At 55.5% G+C, this 18,455-nt stretch carries 17 protein-coding genes; 7 read left to right on the top strand and 10 right to left on the bottom strand.

Annotated features, from left to right (window positions below; genetic code table 11):
• Nucleotides 1–202 precede the first annotated feature (202 nt).
• Complete coding sequence (locus Q0816_RS22660; RefSeq protein WP_298854906.1) at nucleotides 203–1,225, bottom strand: hypothetical protein; 1,023 nt, start codon at nucleotides 1,223–1,225, stop codon at nucleotides 203–205.
• 440 nt (nucleotides 1,226–1,665) lie between these two features.
• On the opposite strand from Q0816_RS22660, the gene Q0816_RS22665 reads away from it, so the two are divergent.
• Both Q0816_RS22665 and Q0816_RS22670 read left to right on the top strand, forming a co-directional pair.
• Nucleotides 1,666–1,917: a ParB N-terminal domain-containing protein gene (locus Q0816_RS22665; protein ID WP_298854908.1), complete on the top strand. Its 252-nt coding sequence runs from the start codon at nucleotides 1,666–1,668 to the stop codon at nucleotides 1,915–1,917.
• A gap of 293 nt (nucleotides 1,918–2,210) precedes the next feature.
• The gene (locus Q0816_RS22670; RefSeq protein WP_298854910.1) at nucleotides 2,211–2,528 is read left to right on the top strand and encodes a polymer-forming cytoskeletal protein; all 318 of its coding nucleotides are present in this window, start codon (nucleotides 2,211–2,213) and stop codon (nucleotides 2,526–2,528) included.
• Nucleotides 2,529–2,589: 61 nt separating this feature from the next.
• Here the strand turns inward: Q0816_RS22670 and Q0816_RS22675 are convergent, their stop codons facing one another.
• Both Q0816_RS22675 and Q0816_RS22680 read right to left on the bottom strand, forming a co-directional pair.
• A complete protein-coding gene (locus tag Q0816_RS22675; protein ID WP_298854911.1) occupies nucleotides 2,590–3,936 on the bottom strand; it encodes a hypothetical protein in 1,347 nt (448 codons plus the stop codon).
• Nucleotides 3,937–4,051: 115 nt separating this feature from the next.
• Entirely contained in the window at nucleotides 4,052–4,267 is a 216-nt protein-coding gene (locus tag Q0816_RS22680; protein ID WP_298854912.1) for a DUF6429 family protein, read from the bottom strand.
• Between the two features lie 224 nt (nucleotides 4,268–4,491).
• Between Q0816_RS22680 and Q0816_RS22685 the strand changes: the two genes are divergently transcribed.
• The 4 genes from Q0816_RS22685 (at nucleotide 4,492) to nhaA (ending at nucleotide 10,188) form a co-directional block, all read left to right on the top strand.
• Entirely contained in the window at nucleotides 4,492–7,383 is a 2,892-nt protein-coding gene (locus Q0816_RS22685) for a Tn3 family transposase (protein ID WP_298854914.1), read from the top strand.
• Nucleotides 7,384–7,513: 130 nt separating this feature from the next.
• Nucleotides 7,514–8,065 carry a recombinase family protein gene (locus tag Q0816_RS22690; protein WP_298854916.1) on the top strand — a complete coding sequence of 184 codons (552 nt, stop codon included), beginning with the start codon at nucleotides 7,514–7,516 and terminating at the stop codon, nucleotides 8,063–8,065.
• 66 nt (nucleotides 8,066–8,131) lie between these two features.
• The gene (locus tag Q0816_RS26150) at nucleotides 8,132–8,482 is read left to right on the top strand and encodes a class I SAM-dependent methyltransferase (protein WP_367180567.1); all 351 of its coding nucleotides are present in this window, start codon (nucleotides 8,132–8,134) and stop codon (nucleotides 8,480–8,482) included.
• A gap of 350 nt (nucleotides 8,483–8,832) precedes the next feature.
• The gene (gene nhaA, locus Q0816_RS22695; RefSeq protein WP_298854918.1) at nucleotides 8,833–10,188 is read left to right on the top strand and encodes a Na+/H+ antiporter NhaA; all 1,356 of its coding nucleotides are present in this window, start codon (nucleotides 8,833–8,835) and stop codon (nucleotides 10,186–10,188) included.
• Here the strand turns inward: nhaA and Q0816_RS22700 are convergent.
• The 3 genes from Q0816_RS22700 to Q0816_RS22710 form a co-directional block, all read right to left on the bottom strand.
• On the bottom strand, nucleotides 10,185–11,984 hold the full coding sequence (locus tag Q0816_RS22700) for an SLC13 family permease (protein ID WP_298854920.1): 1,800 nt from the start codon (nucleotides 11,982–11,984) through the stop codon (nucleotides 10,185–10,187). The two genes, nhaA and Q0816_RS22700, sit on opposite strands and share 4 nt — an antisense overlap.
• 221 nt (nucleotides 11,985–12,205) lie before the next feature.
• Nucleotides 12,206–13,171, bottom strand: coding sequence for a fatty acid desaturase (locus Q0816_RS22705; protein ID WP_298854998.1), 966 nt, complete (start codon nucleotides 13,169–13,171; stop codon nucleotides 12,206–12,208).
• Between the two features lie 294 nt (nucleotides 13,172–13,465).
• Entirely contained in the window at nucleotides 13,466–13,708 is a 243-nt protein-coding gene (locus Q0816_RS22710) for a hypothetical protein (protein WP_282121138.1), read from the bottom strand.
• Nucleotides 13,709–13,862: 154 nt separating this feature from the next.
• Between Q0816_RS22710 and Q0816_RS22715 the strand changes: the two genes are divergently transcribed.
• Nucleotides 13,863–14,597 carry a Crp/Fnr family transcriptional regulator gene (locus tag Q0816_RS22715; protein ID WP_298854924.1) on the top strand — a complete coding sequence of 245 codons (735 nt, stop codon included), beginning with the start codon at nucleotides 13,863–13,865 and terminating at the stop codon, nucleotides 14,595–14,597.
• 78 nt (nucleotides 14,598–14,675) lie between these two features.
• Here the strand turns inward: Q0816_RS22715 and Q0816_RS22720 are convergent, their stop codons facing one another.
• The 4 genes from Q0816_RS22720 to Q0816_RS22735 form a co-directional block, all read right to left on the bottom strand.
• Nucleotides 14,676–14,864 carry a hypothetical protein gene (locus tag Q0816_RS22720; RefSeq protein WP_113788272.1) on the bottom strand — a complete coding sequence of 63 codons (189 nt, stop codon included), beginning with the start codon at nucleotides 14,862–14,864 and terminating at the stop codon, nucleotides 14,676–14,678.
• A gap of 338 nt (nucleotides 14,865–15,202) precedes the next feature.
• Nucleotides 15,203–15,340, bottom strand: a complete 138-nt coding sequence (locus Q0816_RS22725; RefSeq protein WP_282121136.1) for a hypothetical protein — start codon at nucleotides 15,338–15,340, stop codon at nucleotides 15,203–15,205.
• 165 nt (nucleotides 15,341–15,505) lie between these two features.
• On the bottom strand, nucleotides 15,506–16,624 hold the full coding sequence (locus Q0816_RS22730) for an alanine/ornithine racemase family PLP-dependent enzyme (protein WP_282170941.1): 1,119 nt from the start codon (nucleotides 16,622–16,624) through the stop codon (nucleotides 15,506–15,508).
• Nucleotides 16,621–17,754, bottom strand: coding sequence for a DUF1611 domain-containing protein (locus Q0816_RS22735; protein WP_298854936.1), 1,134 nt, complete (start codon nucleotides 17,752–17,754; stop codon nucleotides 16,621–16,623). The genes Q0816_RS22730 and Q0816_RS22735 overlap by 4 nt, the downstream gene beginning before the upstream one ends.
• Nucleotides 17,755–18,455: the final 701 nt, after the last annotated feature.

Raw genomic sequence — 18,455 nt, forward strand, 5'->3', positions numbered from 1 at the left:
AAACCAACGACGACGAATATGAAGACCAGACCCGCAGACTCTCGTTATGAATGAGGGAGCCTCGGGGGGCAGGTCACAAGAGCTGCGAATTTGCTTCGACGAAAGTTCGCGAGTGCAGCGAAAGCCAACAATGCGGGCTGCATACTTAGCAAGACTTGTGGGTGTTGAATGTCTCCTAAGGGCCGCTACCCCTCAGAGAAACTCACCCATTCATTCTTGGGCCCACGACGCGCGTAGGCACATCTCTGCTTGCTGGTTGTCCGCGCTTGTGCGCCCGAACCCGTACGACTTTCCCGTTGGAGTACCGCCTTTCATGTTCGGCCACCCAATGCTCAGTTGGCGTGGCTCGGATTGCGGTCTGTGCTTGTTCAAAGCGAAGCCTTGCCCTTTGCTCAGTCAAATGTCGTTCACCTGCCGACCCAATTCGAATGGTAACGTGAGACTTCAGCACTTCGGTCATCCAAGCCTTGCCAAATTTTCGCGCTGTTTTGGCCTGAGATGTCGATAGGCTTGCAACCTCTTGCGACATTAAATCATCCTCACGCGCTGCGAGAGCAGCGAAGAGCATGAAACAGATCACCATCTCGTAAGTTAGGTGACCTTTGTGTTCCTCGAAGTGTTCCCTCAATGAAGCTTCATTGGGCAATAGTCCTGCTCTCATAAGCCCAGCAAGTACGACCCGCTGAGGTTGCCAACTGACACCGCTAAAATCAGGTCGACCATCGGGTGATTTGGATATCTCCAATACAAACGGCGCATCAAAGAAAATGGTGTCCGTCACTGCTGAGAATAGGCGCACGCTCAGTTTGTCGTAAGAACGATTGTCAAATAGGAACCCCCGCTGGTGCCGATTGCTCAGATCTTCTTCATCCAGAGTCGTTATTCCTCGCGCACAACGATCTTCCCACAGGTTGCGGTCGTCGTATTCGATCCAAATGAGGTCACGCGGGAGCTCGACATCGCGCACATAGCCTTGAATGTCAGACTCCGGACGATCCTCCCATGGCATTCCTTGGACATCCATTCTCAACGAATCGAGATAATTCGCCGCATTGTGGTCCAGCAAATAGATCCTTGCCGAGGAGAGATCGCTAAGAACTCTTTGCCAGTGTTGACGGATTTCCTCGGACGAGACCCATTTCGTATCAGGGCCGCACATGTCCACAGGTTTCTCGTTTTCGAGATGGTGACCAAACTTAAGTGCGATCGTCTTGTATAGGATCATTGTATTTTCTCGAATTCTAAGAGGTTTATCTAGGATGAATCAAATAACTGCCGCAGTTGTGCTCAAGATATTCGAAGCGAGAGGTTGGCGCACTGGCTATCCTAGCTTCCCCTGCTTTTGACCTCCTACACAACCGGGAAAACAGAGGTAGGGAATCTCGAAGATCGGTTGACCGTACCTTCCGAATATTGGCTTTGACCGCGTTCAAGGACGTCTGCTTTGGGGATGCCGCGTTGCAGCAAATTCAAACGTGGCGAACTTACGGTATGGGCCGTTCACCAAGATGCCCTCGATTTGGCTAAATGCTCGGTAATTTCCGAACTCATGGTCGCTTGTACATAGGCTGTTATCTAGCGGCGCCATGAGACAAAATTGGAAATTGGTGGATATCGCGGCCGAAGTGCTTGCTTATACGCTGCCCTCTCGCGCAAATTGAGATCATGCCTATAAAAGAAAAATTTGCCATTAGTGACGTTCGCATTCCGGTCAAACGGAGAAAAACTCTGGATCCCGCCAAAGTCGAACGCATCGCGTACGATATAATGGAAAATGGCCAAATCACGCCCATACGCCTGCGCGCCGATAAAGGCGGCGGTTACATTCTTGTCGAAGGATATCACCGGCTTGAGGCTTTGCGCGCTATTGGTGAAGTTGAAGTCGAAGGATTTCTGGTTCACGCTCAGCTACACTGAAAGTATCCAAATTGCAGGTTTCATCCTGAAAACCTAACCAATTGATACGCTGAGCGCGAAAGTCCGTTCTGAGGAAGCCGTACCGCAGCGCAAGATCAAGTGATGAGCGGCAGAATTGGCCGATCGGTAAATACGGTACATGTCGCGACGACCGTTCCGAAACCTTCGATTTTTAGGTGGAACTCGCCAAAAAAATGAACGCTTGAGCAGCACGACGATGGTTAGGATTGGAAGGTGTTCAAGGAGCGACTTTCCTTCTAAGGTCGCCAACGTCTCATCCAGAGGGTTTCAACGTGGCAAGCTCAATCATTGAAGAAGATCTGACAATTGAAGGCAATCTCAACTCAAGTTCGGGAGGCATCCAGGTCAAAGGGCAAGTGGTTGGCGACGTTAGCGCTGAGACAATCACTGTTCAGGTTGGCGGGTCGGTAGACGGTGCATTGTCAGCCAAGAAGATCGTTATTGAAGGTAAGCAAAAAGGCAGCCTGAAATGCGAAGATCTGAAGATTGCGTCGAGCGCGCAAATTCAAGCTGATGTATCGGCCAAGACGATGGCAACCGAAAGCGGCGCCAGGGTTGTGGGCAAGGTGAACATCGCGGGCGGGCAGTAGGGCATACCGGCCAGCAAGACTGCATGACCGGTGGGCAACCTGATCTGATTGGTTGGCTGTTTCAGTTTCGGTAGTCCGACAATCCGAGTTCGTCCCACAACCAGCTGAAATTATAGTCTGCAACATGAGAGCCGGTTTGGCGCGCGCTGCGGTTTTCGATTGTCTTTAGCCAGTCAACCACTTCTTTCTTGCCCTTGGCGCTGCGAACGGCCTGGCGCGGTGTCTTGCCATCCAGGGCCGGGATCGGCTGGTCAAGCGTTTCACGGTAGTGGTGTTCGAGATGTTCGTGGGCAATCTGACGGGCAAGGGCAGGGGGGATGTCCTCTTCTTCTGCCACTCCATCATCCGGGCTGTCATCTGCCATCATCTGTTCGACGGTCTGGTTTGATGTCAGCGGTGACCTCACCAGATCCTTCAGGAGGTCCCGGACCAGGGCTTCGCCGCGTTCGGCGCGCGCTGCAGAGTTTACAGAAAGCGTGAGTGTTTTGCCTTTCAGATTCAGGGACCCAAGCACGGAGGCCCCTGACATTGATTTGTCCAATACGAGGCCGGTGCTGTGCTTGTTGCCGGACGGGGTGTCGACGGCAAGCCAGGTCCAGTCATTCCGACCTGAGACCACGCGTTCTGCGGACTGGGACAGTCTTTGCGAGACCTGGCTTTGCGTCACATTACTGGCGAGGGGGAAGCGCATCTCGTGAAAGAGAAGGTCGTCGCCATCGCTGTTGCTGATTTGCGGTGGTTCCGGGTCCAGCAGGTTCGGCAAATGTGCGAAGAGCCAGGCATTGGTGAAGAGGGGTGCAGAGCGGTGTAGCTGATCCTGTGTCAGTCTCAGCTCATCGTCGGGGTTCAATTTCAACACGGAGCGGAGCCCCTCTTCAAAAAACGCGACGGTTTCTGGCTCGAAGGGAAGCAGAGCGCCTGAGATCACGTTATGACCTCCCTGCGCGACAACCCGAGCCGCTATGCGGTCCCACTTCTGCAACATCTGCGTTGCGCTGTGTTCCTGGACGGTGACCGGCTCGGCGTCCGAAAGCGCGTCGCGCAATACCATGGATCTGCCAGGGTCTATCTCGCTCACCTCATAAAGGCTGACCGGCGCGTCCCGCAATCCTTTGATATAGGCGCGGGTCTGCGCACTCTCCTTGGTTCCACTCCCTTTCAGATACGCATCTGCAGCGTTTTCGGCGCCCGATCCGAATGTCCTGCCCAGCAAGTCTTCTAGGCCACCGCCCCACAGGACCATTGGCCAGTCATCGCCCAGTAAGTCGCCCAAATCCTCGAAATCGAGATCGAATGCCTCGAGCGCTGGCAGAAAATGCTCGTCCAACACGTCCGCGAGCCGCTCGTGCCAAATCTCGTCACCGGTGACAAACCCGATGAGCCCACCAAGATCGTTCCCCGTCGCCATTTTCACCTTCTCCCTGTTCGCCGGACAGGGGCGATCTAGCGCAGATTGCAACCGCGAGCCAGACCACAAGCGTGTGCAGAACTGCGTTACATTGATGGTCTCGTCGCGGCGAATGCTATTTCTTCGGTTCCCGCCCAAAAAGCTCTGCAAAAAGTTCTTCGGAGCGGCGAAGGCCTTCATCGGTCAGCACCACCGATTTTGCCTTCCCAACCGGGTCCAGGATCAACCCGTTGCGGTGCAGGCGATCAAGCGCGTCCCAGTCAAAACCCTTCCACGCACGACGCTCGTCATGCAGCGTCAACCAGAGCAGCGCCAGGACAGTCTCATCCACCTTGTTCTCATCTATGTCCATACCCACAGCGGACGCGACAAGGGCCTGGCTCGTCAACCCCGATCCGGCGCATGGAGGGACAGCAAAGATCTTCAGCTAGAATATGGCCCAACTGGCCCGAGCGTGCATATTTGGGCGTTATGAGGAACAATAGCGGAACGCAGTTCAGCTTGACGGCAACCTGATCTCTACTCAATTTGCCCTTTCGGTTGGAGGGTATTGTATTGGAACGAGAATTTCTGGCTGTCTGGAGTCTGTCTTACGCTGATCTTGAGTTCGTAAACGGCTATCGGCACGCAATGCGGATTGGGTTGGCTGCCCAGTTAGCGCACTTTCGGCGCTTCGGGTATTTCCCAAAGCGACTGAAGGACCTTCCATCGGAATCATTGGATTATCTCGCTGAACAGCTTGGTGAGGATGTCGCGCATGTGTCGAACTATGACATCGGTAGTGACACGGCGCGCCGCCACCGGTTGGAGATTCTACGCTTTCTCGATATCCGCCGCGCCAATGACCGGGATCGCGCCAAACTGCGCGAAGCACTTGCATCACAGGTTTCGACTTCGGGTCCCTCCATAGAAGATCTGGTTCAATTTGGCTATGAATGGGCCTTGGGCCAATCGGTGTTCATCCCATCCCGAAAGATCATGGAACGCCTGGTGCGATCCGCGCAGTATAATTTTCAGGAAGAACTGCTGGCGCATGTATCCAGCCGGTTGTCATCGCAAACCATTGCAGCACTGGAAGCCAGCTTGGCCGACCCACGCGGCGATCATGGCTATCAAAGCCTGAAAGACGATGTTGGCGCAGCCTCGCTGGACAATGTGCTCGATGCAGCTGACCGCCTCGCCTTTATTCAAGGTCTCAATCTGCCTTTCGATGTGGTCGATGGAGTTGATCCAGCTTGGGCAAAGATACTGACCCGCCGGGTTGAGGGGGAAACTGCTTCAGAGATGCGGCGGCATAGCCAGGAAAAGCGCCTGGGATTGTTGGCGATCTACCTGATGTCGCGCAGATCGCAGCTGATTGATGGTCTTGTAGACCTGCTCATCGACGTTGTTCATCGCATCGGCACACGCTCCAAACGGAAGGTGATCAGCAAAATTGCCGCTGACATCGATAAGGTTCACGGCAAGGAACGGTTGCTGGTGGACATTGCGACAGCGGCGATGATGGCCCCGAACGGCAAAGTCTCTGATGTGATCTTTCCAATCGCGGGCGCGGCCAAGCTGAAAGCTATCATCGACGAACACAGGGCCAAAGGAACACTGGATGTTCGGATTCAGACTGTGATGCGGGGTTCCTATGCCAGCCACTATCGCCGGATGCTGCCGTCCTTGTTATCCGTTTTGCGGTTCCGTTCAAATAACGACATCTGGCGACCGATCCTGGATGCCTTGGATCTGATCATCCGACTGAACGAAGAAGGGCGGCGCTATGCGCCAGTCTCACTGGCACCGGACGGTTCAATCCCGCGTAAATGGCAGGAAACCGTGATCGACACGCGCGGTCGGCTGAATGTCATTTCTTATGAACTCTGTGTCCTGACTCAGTTGCGGGATCGTATCAGGTCAAAAGAGATCTGGGTCGAAGGGGCTGATCGTTATCGCAACCCGGACGATGATCTGCCGAAGGATTTTCCAGAGAAGCGCGACGTATACTATGCTAGCCTGAAGCTCACTCAGGATGCGCGGGAATTTTCCCGATCTGTTCGGGATCAGTTGGAGTATGAGTTACGTCAACTGAACAGCTCGCTGCCCAATAATGACGAGGTGCGACTGCGCTGGTCTGGCGATAACCGGATCTGCATTACACCTTTCACCCCGGCACCAGAGCCAAAAGGATTGATCGGCCTCAAATCAGAGATTGGTCGGCGGTGGCCCATGACCGGACTGCTGGATACGCTGAAAGAGACAGCGCTGGAAACAGGCTTTCTGGGAGCATTCGAAACGTCGGCCAGCCGGGAAGCACTGCCGCGTGATATCCGGAATCAACGCCTGCTGCTTTGCCTCTACGGCCTGGGCACCAATGCCGGTTTGAAACGTGTAGCTGCTGGCACGCCGGAAATCAGCTATGATGAGTTGCTGCATATCCGTCGCCGCTATGTCGATCCTGCTTCTCTTCGTGCAGCGGCGGCCAAGGTTGCAGATGCCACGTTGGCGGTCCGCAATCCGTCGGTTTGGGGCAATGCGGGAACCGCCTGCGCGGCGGATTCCACCAAGTTTGGGGCCTGGGATCGCAATCTGATGACCGAGTGGCACGCACGCTATGGCGGGCGCGGTGTCATGATCTATTGGCATGTCGAACGGCAGGCGACCTGTATTTATTCCCAGCTGAAACGCTGCTCATCATCCGAAGTGGCCGCGATGATCGAAGGGGTTCTGCGTCATTGCACCGACATGGAGATCCAGCGCCAGTATGTTGATAGCCACGGCCAAAGTGCCATTGGCTTCGCCTTTTGTCATCTGCTTGGCTTCGAATTGGCCCCACGCCTGAAGGCCATAGCCCGCCAAAAGCTGGCCTTACCGAATTCGGGAATCCGGGGGCATTTGCCCAACCTGCTACCGATCCTGTCCGGCACTGTTGACTGGGCCGAGATCGAAAGACAGTACGATGAAATGGTCAAATACGCTTCGGCCATGCAGCATGGTACGGCCGATCCGGAAGCCATCCTGCGCCGCTTTGCACGCGCCGATGTGATGCATCCAACCTACAAGGCGCTCGCTGAACTGGGCCGCGCGATCAAGACCATCTTTCTGTGCCGTTATCTCCGATCCGAGGACTTCCGTCGCGAGATTCATGAAGGGCTGAATGTGGTTGAGAACTGGAACAGCGCGAACGGATTCGTGTTTTTTGGTAAAGGCGGCGAGATTTCCAGCAACCGGATTGCCGATCAGGAAATCTCCGCCCATGCCTTGCATCTGCTTCAGGCATCCCTTGTCTATGTGAACACACGCATGGTGCAATCCGTGTTGTCAGAACCGGGATGGGCAACCCGCCTGTCCGAGCGGGATTACTGCGGCCTCACTCCATTGATCTATTCCCACATCAATCCGTATGGCCGTTTCGATGTTGACCTGGAAAAACGGATCGACTTCGGAGCAATGGCCGCCTGATCTGTGCGTCACAAAAGGGTACACCCGCAGGAGACAGGGTGATGTGGCACGCCAAGATGTCACAAATGAGTAGTCAACAGCATATTGTTACATTATCAGAGTGGGAACCACCCTAATGTGACAATTTGCTATGCCCAAGATTGGATATGCTCGCGTCAGCTCATCAAGCCAGGATCTTGATATCCAGAAAGCCACGCTGAGAGCAGCAGGCTGTGAGATCGTTCGATCCGAAACAGTCTCTAGTGCTTCCCGTGATGACCGTTCTGAATTGGCTACAGTGATAGAATTTCTGCGCGAAGGGGATGAGCTGGTTGTGCATCGCCTAGATCGCCTCGGTCGTTCCACGCGTGACGTGCTGAACTTGGTATATGAGCTGGACGCCAAGGGCGCATCACTTCGTGTTCTTGAACCGGACGTAACCACCGCCGGAGATATGGGTCGCATGGTCATCACCGTTCTCGGTATGGTCGCCGATATGGAGCTGAAGTTTATCCGCGACCGTCAGCGTGCTGGGATCGACACCGCCAAAGGTAAAGGTGTCTACAAGGGGCGGCGGAAATCCGTAGATGATGAGGAAATCCGGCGATTGGCGAGCGAGGGCACCGCAAAAGCCCAGATCGCGCGTGAACTAGGGATTTCAAGAATGACCGTATACCGGGCGCTTGCTGATACAGACGTCTGAACCAGCCCTTCGCGTTTCGCGCGGTGGAAGTCTTCGGATCGAAGATACCGGCCAAGGAAGTTGGATTTGACGCAAGAGTTATACGATGCGGCAAACGAGATTTCGGAAGGGGTCAACTTGAGCGACAAAACCGTGTTCCTTCAGGGTGATTCAACAGACCTTTCTTTTCCCGACAGCCATTTCGATGGTGCGGTTCCAGTTCACGTCGCTATGAACGTCCCGGAAAAGGCTACGGTCTATGCCGAGGCGCGACGTTTTCTCAAATCCGGCGCAAGGTTTAGAATTTATGACATTTTGCAGGGAGAAGGCGGTGAGTTTTGTATCCGGCACCTTAGGCTTCAGAACCTTCGATCAGTCATCTCGCGACACCCGAGGAAATGTCCACGCATCTATTGGCCGCTGGTTTCAAAATTCTGAGTGAAGCGGACTGAACTTTGGAAAGTCACAGCTGGCTCAAGGAAAGAGCCGAAGCACCGAAGTCTGACAAACGACTTCTGGTGACGATCCAGCTATTGTTCGGAGCCATTCGCGGGGAAATGACAAAGAACCAACTCCGGGGCTTCATGAATGCCGGATGCTAACCTGTTCCTTAATTTGTGAAGCCTAATCAACCGTTTCCGCATTGTCCGTTTCTCAGAAACTGAAAAACCTGCTGGTGAATATCCTGCGTGGATGGCTCCTGCATAGCAAGACATTGATCCACGTGGTCATTGCGTCCACGCTTCAATGGCGTAGTCTCTTTTCACCCGAATTGGCGTAGTTGTCCCATGATAGACAATCATCAAAGCCTGCCCCAAGAGTCCGCCGATAGAATAACAAAACCCTTCGCACGCTTCCTAGAGATCCAAGCGGCCGCGAGTGGGCTCCTGTTCCTGGCTGTTCTGCTGGCTTTGGCGCTGGCAAACTCGCCTTGGCAAGAAGGCTTCCTGGGCTTCTGGAAGACCCCAATTGGCCTGACATTCGGTTCGTTCGATTTCACCCGCTCGCTGCGACACTGGATCAACGACGGGCTGATGACCCTCTTCTTTTTCGTGCTTTCTCTGGAGCTCAAGCGCGAGATCGTACTGGGCGAATTGCAAAACCCGCGACAGGCCGCCCTGCCGTTCGCGGGCGCTTTGGGCGGCATGGTGGTGCCGGTCGCGCTCTATCATTTGTTGATGTCCGGGCAGCCCGGGGCGCACGGTTGGGGAACCGTGATGGCAACCGATACGGCGTTCGTGATTGGGTGCCTGGCGCTTTTCGGAAGGCGAATCCCGTCCACCTTGCGTCTGTTCCTTCTTTCTCTGGCCATTTTTGACGATATCGGCGCAATTCTCGTAGTCGCCTTCGGTTACGGGGAAGCGTTGAACTGGTCGGCGCTCGGTTTGGGTCTGCTGGGAATTGGTATCGTCGCAGGCGCCTCGCGCGTCGGGATCAGAAGTGTCCCGGTTTACTTTCTTCTCGGTGCGGCAGTCTGGCTATGCATCGACGCCTCCGGCGTTCACGCGACCATCGCAGGGGTCATTCTGGGCCTTATGACGCCGACGCGCATATGGGTAAGCGATGCCCGGCTGCATGCAATCCTTGGGCGCCTACGCGCCGTTCCGGCCGGCGATCGGCAGCAGGGAGATACCGCAACCCGCCATAACCTGCGTCAAGCAAGCAGAGCGGTCACGGAGGCACTCTCGCCAGTCGAACGGCTCGAGACAATGCTGCACCCTTGGGTCGGCTTTGCAATCATGCCGATCTTCGCGCTGGCAAATGCCGGCATCACGGTTCAGGGTGCCGATTTCGAACAACCGGTCTCCTTGGCGATAATTGTCGGCCTGGTGTTAGGAAAACCGATCGGCGTCTTCGGGTTCAGCTGGCTAGCTGTCCGATTGGGCCTGGCAGTGTTAGCGCCGGGCCTGTCGGGGCCGTTAATTCTGGCCGGCTCGTTTCTAACTGGTATCGGTTTCACGATGTCGCTGTTCATAGCGGGTTTGGCCTTCGATCCGGCGACGCTGAATGCCGCAAAGCTTGGAATTCTCTCAGGATCAGCTATTGCCGCAACGGTCGGGATCCTCATGCTGCTCCTGCTGACAATTCATGCAGCGCGCGCAAAATGCGCTACAAGTACCGCAGATCAAGACCGGATACCCTAGAATGGGAAGAATACCGGGATCACCCCGACCACGGCTGCGCCGACGATAAGATTCATCGGAACGCCGATCCTGAGGAAGTCGGAAAACCTGTAGTTCCCTGCGCCATATACCAATGTGTTGGTCTGATAGCCGACCGGAGTGGCGAAACTTGCACTTGCGCCAAACATCACAGCGACGACGAACGGCTTGGCGTCGACACCGAGTTGTTCCGCAACACCGATCGCGAGAGGTGTAACGACGACGGCTACGGCGTTGTTGGTAACCGCCTCGGTGAGCGCCGAAGACAGTATGTAGATCACAGCGAGCGTGACAATTAGGGGCAACTCTACGAGAGTCGGCACCAATGTCTCCACGATCAGGTTGACTGCTCCTGCATTCTGCATACCGCTTCCGACGATTAGCATGGAAAAGATCAGCACAAGGACGCTGGCGTCGATGGACGCCCAGGCTTCGCCGCTGTCGATGCACCGGAGCACGAGGATGGCAGCGACCGCGACAAGGGCAAGCACGCTGATCTCGGCGAACCCGGCTGCGGCGAGCGCCACAACCGCGAAAAGCGCGAACAGAGCTAGCGGCGCTTTCCCGCGGCGGAAGGCGCGCCCCCCGGCATCTGTGATCGCGGCAAGATCGCCCGCCTCGGTCATTCGGGCAAAGCCTTCAGGCGTTCCTTCCAAAAGCAGTGTATCGGCGGGGCGCAAAAGCGCCGTCGACAGGTCGGGTCCAAGCACTTCCCCATGTCGGTGGGCGCCAAGAACACGCATGCCGTATCGGTGCCCCATGGCAAGCTGGGCAATGCGCACTCCGCGGCTTCGGCGTGAAAGCGTCACGATAGCTTCGGCGACGATCAGCTCCGAGGTGTTTTCGGCCTCTGGCCCCTGGCGCAACCCGACTTCGATCCCTTCAAGTTTCCTGAGGGTGAGCAGTTCTGATGTCGCAACCTTGGCAATGATCCTGTCGCCCGGTTCGAGTATGTGTTCACTCAATCCCTCTCTCTTGACTCCAGACCGCGCACGGATGCCGACGATTTCAACACCTCTTCGGCTGAGGGCGGCGATTTCATGAATCGTTCGACCAATATTCGGGTAGTCCTCTTGCGGGCGTACCTCGGTCAAAAAAGTCGCTTTATCGTCGCCGCCCTGTTCCGCAATATCCTTTCGGTCCGGCAGTAGGACAGGTCCAAGCAGGAGGAGCGCCACACCGCCTGTGGCCGCGGCCACCAGACCGACCGGTGTAATCTCGAAAATCGAAAACGGTTCCAAGCCAGACGCCTGGGAAACGCCGTCCACCAGAAGGTTGGTCGACGTGCCGATTAGAGTACACGTCCCGCCCAGGACGGACATGTAGGAAAGCGGAATCAACAGGCGTGTCGCGGCAAAGCCCAGGCTCTGCGCCAAACGAATGGCCACCGGTATGAGGACGATGACGACCGGCGTGTTGTTAATCAGACCCGAGGCGACTAGCGTCGCGATGAGAAACGCCGCTATACCGGCGACCGGGCGCTTGCTCCCTGCGGCGACAACCTTGTTCGCAAGTGCGTCGAGAAACCCGGTTCGGACCAGCGCGCCGCTGATTACGAACATCGCCGCGATCGTTATGGGTGCAGGGTTCGAAAACACTGCCAGAACTTCATTCGTGGGGACAAACCCCAATACGACAAACAGCGCGGCGGCCCCCGCAGCGGTTACGTCCGGTTCGAAGCGCTCGGAAAGAAATGCTGCGAACAGAAGGACGACAACTGCGAGCGCAAGATAGGGTTCATAGTCGGCGATGAGATCAATCAGTCCGCCCTCCTTCATTCATACCTTTGCTGCTGACGATATGGCGGTCACAGCATCCACCTTCCTGACTAGAGCGACAACTGAATAATCAGCCCAATTGTCCCGACAATACTGGCTCAGAAAGAAACCCTACTGGCACAGATGTGGCCGTCCGTGGAGCAACAAATGTCCTATTGAGGTGCTCCCAGTTTCCTATCCAACGCGCCAATTCACTGACCAGTGGCAATATTACGCAAGGCTCAGGTGGGAAGTGCCCGGGCCTCTGCAAACGACAGCAATCTGCGGCTTTTCTCATCCCAAAGGTGCAGTCGCGCGCAGCGGAAGCTTTCCCAAAGCATAATGCGTCTGGTCTGTGCCAGGACGTCGTGATCCTTGACTACGTCGTGTAAACGGTAAAACGGGATGCGGCTGGCCAGGTGATGCACATGGTGGACTCCGATGTTCCCGGTGATCCAGCGCAGGATGCCGGGCAGAGCGTAGTGCGAACTGCCGTGAAGGGACGCGTCCCGGATGTTCCAGTCTTCCTCGTGCCGCCAGCTGGTTTCCTCAAACTGATGCTGCACGTAGAAAAACCACATGCCGGCTATTGCGGCCAGAAGCATCGTCGGCAGGAAGACGAACAGCATTACCTCCCAACCGCCCAGCAAGACAATCACTGTCAGAGTGAGGCCTATGGCAGCGTTTGTCGCCATCGCACTCAACCAGTAGCGCCAGCCGGACCGCATCAGGTGTACTGGCAGCCGGTTGTGCAGGAAGAACGTGTAGAACGGCACCACCCCGAACAGGAAAACCGGATGGCGTAACAGGCGGTAAAGCGTACGGCCCGGCCATCCCTTCCCGCGGTACTCCCTGACTGTCAGCACCGGCAGGTCTCCGATGCCCCGCCGGTCCAGGTTTCCGCTCGTGGCGTGGTGGATCGCGTGGGTCTTGCGCCAGACGTCGTAGGGTGTCAGCGTGATAACGCCGATCACGCGACCGATCCAATCGCACAGACGCCGGTCGCGGAACAGGGAACCATGCCCGCAGTCGTGCTGGATTATGAACAGCCGGAGCAGGAAGGCTGCATTCGCCAACGCGAGAGCCAGTGCCAACGCGGTGCTGATCGAGAGCACCCACCAGGCAACCGCCCATATTGCCACGAAAGGCGCGAGCGTGACCGTCAGTTCGAAAATACTGCGAGAGGGGATTGGCTGCCGGTACTTCATCAGGGTTCGTGTCCAGTCTGATGCGGTCAGCCGCGCCTCTTCCTGTCTCGGACCGGTTACACCGGAGGGGTATCCCGCGCCGGGTGCCCCACCCGTGACGGGCAAGGGACCTGGCTGGACCCGCGCTTGCCGCGCGGTCGAGGCAGATCCGGCTTTCAACATGTCGGTTTGGATGCTGCCGTCTTGGTGGCCCATGCTACCCGGCATGTCCTGCTGGTCGGGCTGTTGGCCCCGTGCGTTATTCGAGTTGGACGAAAACGGCATGGGCGATATCTATCTCGCTGAAATTATGTGTCATCCCGGCGGCCTCCGAACGGAGTTCCCGCTAGCAATGATCCGGTTGATGAGAACCGCCACGGACCGATGCGCCTCTATCTCTCCATCAGTTACAGCCGCGGTTTCATGCGTCTTTGCAGCATCGCGAAGGATACCCATGATCTCACGTTCTGCGAGAAGCTTGTGATCGTTCATCGCCAGCAGCATCGACTCGCAGATTGCGAGGGCCGCCATTCCCGAGAAGTCCTGTTCGCTACGCATTTTGTGACTTCCTTCCAGGTAACGGTTAAAGTAACGCGCGACCGGGCGGCCTCGCTTATCACAAGCATCTTCGCAGAAAAAAGGCTATGTTGGGCTAACCGAAAGCAGTCTCTGCACGATTGCGCCTGGAGCTTTTCCGGCTTGTGAGGCCCCGATGACGGATATCTTTGAAAGCCCGCTGACACGGAAGCTGCAAGTTTTCGTCGCCTTGTCTGACGATGAATTGGACGTTTTGAAGCGTTTGCATCTGCGCCGCCGTTCCTTCACCGCGGGGCGTGATCTTGTGCATCAGGGGCAGTCGGATCAGGCCGCTTACATTCTGGCCGCTGGTTGGGTGTGTTCCTACAAGCTTCAGCCGGATGGAACCCGACAGATCGTAGACTTCCAGATACCAGGGGATTTTCTTGGATTGCGCAGCGTCCTTCTGCGCACCTCCGACCACAGTTTCGAACCGGTCACGGACATTCAGGCGGTGGAGGTTCTGGGGGGCGACCTTCTGGAAGCATTCGAGAAAACGCCTCGCCTGGCGGCAGCCGTTCTCTGGGCAGCATCACGGGACGAAGCCATGGTCGTCGAACACCTCGTTGGGGTTGGCCGACGCGCCGCAGATTCGCGCATGGCGCATTTCTTCTTGGAACTGGCGGAACGGCTGAGGTTGGTCGGAATGGGGAGCAAGAAAGGATTTGCTTGCCCTTTGACGCAGTACCATCTTGCTGATGCACTCGGCTTAAGCGCCATCCATGTGAACCGTGTTTTGAGGCAGCTTCGCGAAAAACGGCTGCTGACCTTTCAGGACGGCCGCGTGACGTTCGACGACTATGACGGATTGGTGGCCATTTCAGGTTTCGATACGGCGTATCTGGATCAGACCGGCCCACTTTTGAAATGAAGGAGGCCGCCCTTCGCTAAACTTGGGCGGCCTGATTTTCTTCTAAGACGAGATAAGTCAGTAATAAGACGAGATAAGTCAGATAATCTCTTCTGCAGCCGCGTTGAGCTCCCTGTCCGTCTCGTCGTAGTTATTCGCCTCGTGCGCTTTCTCGGCAGCCTGGTAGTGTTCCAGCGCCCGATCCTTTCTGGGACCGGCAGGTGCTTTGTCACAAGCTGCTTTGACCGAGGTCATCTTCTCGGTGACATTGGTTTGTTCAGGCGTCATTAGAATGTCCTTTCCTGGACATTCCGAGAATAGGAAACGCTGGGCAATGCGGCTCGTTTCAAGAACCGCACGCTTCACGCGCTTCTATTTTGCTCGGAAATGAGTGCCGCCGGAGATTCGGCAGGCACGAAGCCATGTACTCATCTTCTCCGCCCCGCAATACTGACGCAGGTTAGCTTGGGATAAAGCCACACCGCGTGGGTAATGATCTGAGGGGGAAATCGGTGACGCTTGTAGCTGATGGATGTTGAATTCATCGATGTCACCTACGTCCAAATCATATCATCGGCAACCGAACGACGGTTAACGTGACGACACCGTTCAGACCTACCGGATTTTCATAATTTCTTGGGGTCAGACTTGACCTGTTCCGGGCCGATGAAGGCAGGTTTGAGTTTGGGTTCGACTTCTGAGTCTTCAGCAGCCTTCGAATTCAGCAACGCTGCCGCTCTGATCGTCAGATCCTTGAAAGACATGCTTTTTCCTTTGATTGCCAACAAGTATTTCGAACTCGCGATGGAACATAAAATTCACTTGTGGCTAGTGCACATATAGGTGTTGGAGACCCGATTTACTATGGGCGACCAAGAGATCGGTTCCTCTATCGTGATTTGATGCTGCCTCAATTTGAGCTCATCGGCCTATATCACCGTTGGATGCACACGATCCGGTTCTATCACAGCTCCGTTCCAAGTTGTTTCACTGACAAAGACCTTTTCGACATCGGTCGCGTTCATCGCCCTCATGAGCGCACCGTAGTTCAACTGACACCTGATTTCGGCCCCAACCTGCAAAGCGCATTTGGAGGTTTCAGTGACAGTGTGATCACTCGTCGCGCCGACAAATGTGATGTCCGTAGGAAAGCTCAGCCCGCCAACATTCGTGTCCTGCAGCCCGACAGCAAGAACCGAACGGGACTTGCTGGAACTATCCTGCACAAGACGCAACGCCAAAAGAGCCGGATCAATCAGACGCAAGGGAAAGGGCCTTGTCTTGAACTTTGTTTCGATCACCTCGACCACAAGAGTGAACGCATCTGTATGAAGCCCATCTATCTGCTCGCCGGAAACGGGATCGGTGCCCAACAGGATCGCCTCGCCCAGGCGCAGTTCGTTGATACGCCCCTTTGTCGGTAGATCCAAAGCCCAAGGTAAATTGGCGGAACTGCCTCCTGATACGGTCTCAAGAAATGGGCCGCAAGCGCCCTCGATTTCGTATGCGAGCGTCGTTACGACATCCATTGCATCAGCGTTCGGAGCAATGTTGCCCAGGCAGGCGAAGTTGGCACCAATACCTTTGAGAGCTACGCCAGGCATCTTCATCACCAATGTCGCGATACGCTCAAGATCTTCTGGCATTATCCCATCGCGCATATCTCCCATCTCAATCATCAAGATAACGCCATGCACCTCGCCATTGCGTAGCGCGACTGCGGAAAGTTCCGCGATAACGTCAATCTCTGTATTGTAACTGGTTTCACAGGTCTCGATGATTTGATCGATTTCGCTCAGCAAAGGAGAGCGGATCATGGATATTGGGCAGATGATGCCGGCGCAACGCATGCGCTTTACGTTCGCGACCCGGGCATCGGCCAACTGGGAAACGCCGCTTTCTAGCATGGCATGGGCGACGGCTGGGTCACCGCAAACAGCCTTTGTCACGCCTGTCACACTGATCCCGTGCGAAGCAAGACGGTCCACCAGAAAGCGCGTATTCTGGCGGATCTTGCACAAGTCGATTTCGATCCGCGGCGTCGTCATTCGGCAACCACACGCGGCAATGGCCGCAACTGGGGATAGGCAGAAAGAACCAACTCTGCCAAGTGCGCCGCTGGTCGGAGCAGAGCGTCAGTCACTGGGAGACAGAAGTTGCGTGAAAAGCCCCTGATGGCTGTTTCCACCTCGGTGTTCGTCATTCCTTCATGATTGAGCGTGACACCAATCACTTTCGTTTTGGCGAAAGCTTCGATAAGTTTTATCTCGAGGCGCGGATCGGGCATCGGCATGTTGGGAAAATCGCAACGGTGGGTCCGTTTGGGGGCGTGTTGCAGAATGACGGCGTGTGGCTGGCTACCGCGAAGAATGAATGCTGATGTGCAGAAAGCCGGATGGCTGAGCGCGCCTTGGCCTTCAATTAGGATGACATCTGGTTGTTCCTTTTCGGATGCCGCAACAATGACACGCTCAAGCTCGCCACAGCAGAACTGAGGCGGCACTGCATCCAAGGCAATACCATACTTGGCTCCCTGCATCACGCCGGTCTGACCGGTTCCGACCAAAACCGTCTTGATCCCCCGTTCATTCAGGGCATTCGCCAGCAAAGTTGCCGTGGTCCGCTTTCCGATTGCGCAATCAGTGCCCAACACAGCGATACGGATCGCTTCAACATCTGCAACGCAGCCGTCAAACAGACGCATGTTCTTGCTAGGTTGCGGCTTCCGAATGTCCCGAATGGTAACACATCCAAACTGGGCGGCTGAGCCAATTTCGAGATCGTCGCCGAGATATTCGTGTAGCCCACTGACGATATTCATGCCTGACGAAATCGCGTCCAGAACAACGCCTCTGTCTGCCGTGGACAATGTACCACTGGACGGTGCCATTCCATAGATCAGAGTGTCTGGGGCTACCGCTTCGTGAGCGATGGCCGCGCTAAGATCGACATGCACTGGAATGCCGTTGTCGATACCATCGAGAACCTCGCCGCTGTCACGCCCTTCTAGAGTGCTGTCAATTACTGACAGAACACGAAAGACCTGCGAAAACCGGACTAGACCGTTTGCAGTCTTGCCGTCAGTCTTGCCGAAATTCCCTTCACAATAGACGGTGGCGGTTGGAGCGTCATAAGAGATTATCTTAGGAGGGTTATCTGGACAAATTGAGAGTTCCATCGGCGGCGCCTGTGCTGCTCTTGCGACCGGTCTCTTCATTTGCGCTAAATGATCTTCCGTTTTCATGTCTGTTCCTTTCTATGTCGAGCCAAACCCGGGACAATGAAGCCACCAGGGTCAACGAAGTGACGCCTGATTTGGGATCAGCAGGCTTCGCGTTAGTTGTTCAGAACGCAAACGCTCTTTGATCGCTGGAAATTTCGGTGGCACTCCCAGCGGTTTCCGGCCCTGTCCAAGTGGGCGTTGGCCGGTAAGTCTATGAAAACGCATCCACTGGCAGTTTCCGCATACCCGCGGTCACATTTCCAACCTTGTCCATGGGAGGCATCGTCAAAGTAAGCGTTCTCGGGAACAATAACCGGTTCACAAGCGCCAACTCGCTGGAAGTACCCGCGCTCGCATGTCCAGGGTTGCCCATAAGACGATCCATTCAGAAAGGCATTGGCTGGTACCATGATTGGGGCACAAATCTCACCTTCGGCCCGATAGCCCCGATTGCAAACCCAAACATCACCATAAGACTCGCCCGACAGGTACCCGTTGTCAGGTACTGCAACTTCCAGGCAAGTCTCGTCAATTTTCACGAAGCCGCGCAGGCACCGCCAACTTTTTCCTGAAGAGGCGAGATATCCGCCTTCGGGTACGGGTACTTCGACACAAGCCAGGCCATTTTCTTCTAGAAATCCATGCAAACAATCCCA

The organism is uncultured Ruegeria sp., assembly GCF_947497005.1.
GTDB lineage: Bacteria > Pseudomonadota > Alphaproteobacteria > Rhodobacterales > Rhodobacteraceae > Ruegeria.

Bases quoted from the DNA above. Each gene is read 5' to 3' on its own strand.
- Q0816_RS22660 (WP_298854906.1), bottom strand. From the start codon at position 1,225: ATGATCCTATACAAGACGATCGCACTTAAGTTTGGTCACCATCTCGAA.
- Q0816_RS22665 (WP_298854908.1), top strand. From the start codon at position 1,666: ATGCCTATAAAAGAAAAATTTGCCATTAGTGACGTTCGCATTCCGGTC.
- Q0816_RS22675 (WP_298854911.1), bottom strand. From the start codon at position 3,936: ATGGCGACGGGGAACGATCTTGGTGGGCTCATCGGGTTTGTCACCGGT.
- Q0816_RS22690 (WP_298854916.1), top strand. From the start codon at position 7,514: ATGCCCAAGATTGGATATGCTCGCGTCAGCTCATCAAGCCAGGATCTT.
- nhaA (WP_298854918.1), top strand. From the start codon at position 8,833: ATGATAGACAATCATCAAAGCCTGCCCCAAGAGTCCGCCGATAGAATA.
- Q0816_RS22700 (WP_298854920.1), bottom strand. From the start codon at position 11,984: ATGAAGGAGGGCGGACTGATTGATCTCATCGCCGACTATGAACCCTAT.
- Q0816_RS22705 (WP_298854998.1), bottom strand. From the start codon at position 13,171: ATGAAGTACCGGCAGCCAATCCCCTCTCGCAGTATTTTCGAACTGACG.
- Q0816_RS22710 (WP_282121138.1), bottom strand. From the start codon at position 13,708: ATGCGTAGCGAACAGGACTTCTCGGGAATGGCGGCCCTCGCAATCTGC.
- Q0816_RS22715 (WP_298854924.1), top strand. From the start codon at position 13,863: ATGACGGATATCTTTGAAAGCCCGCTGACACGGAAGCTGCAAGTTTTC.
- Q0816_RS22720 (WP_113788272.1), bottom strand. From the start codon at position 14,864: ATGACGCCTGAACAAACCAATGTCACCGAGAAGATGACCTCGGTCAAA.
- Q0816_RS22725 (WP_282121136.1), bottom strand. From the start codon at position 15,340: ATGTCTTTCAAGGATCTGACGATCAGAGCGGCAGCGTTGCTGAATTCG.
- Q0816_RS22730 (WP_282170941.1), bottom strand. From the start codon at position 16,624: ATGACGACGCCGCGGATCGAAATCGACTTGTGCAAGATCCGCCAGAAT.
- Q0816_RS22735 (WP_298854936.1), bottom strand. From the start codon at position 17,754: ATGGAACTCTCAATTTGTCCAGATAACCCTCCTAAGATAATCTCTTAT.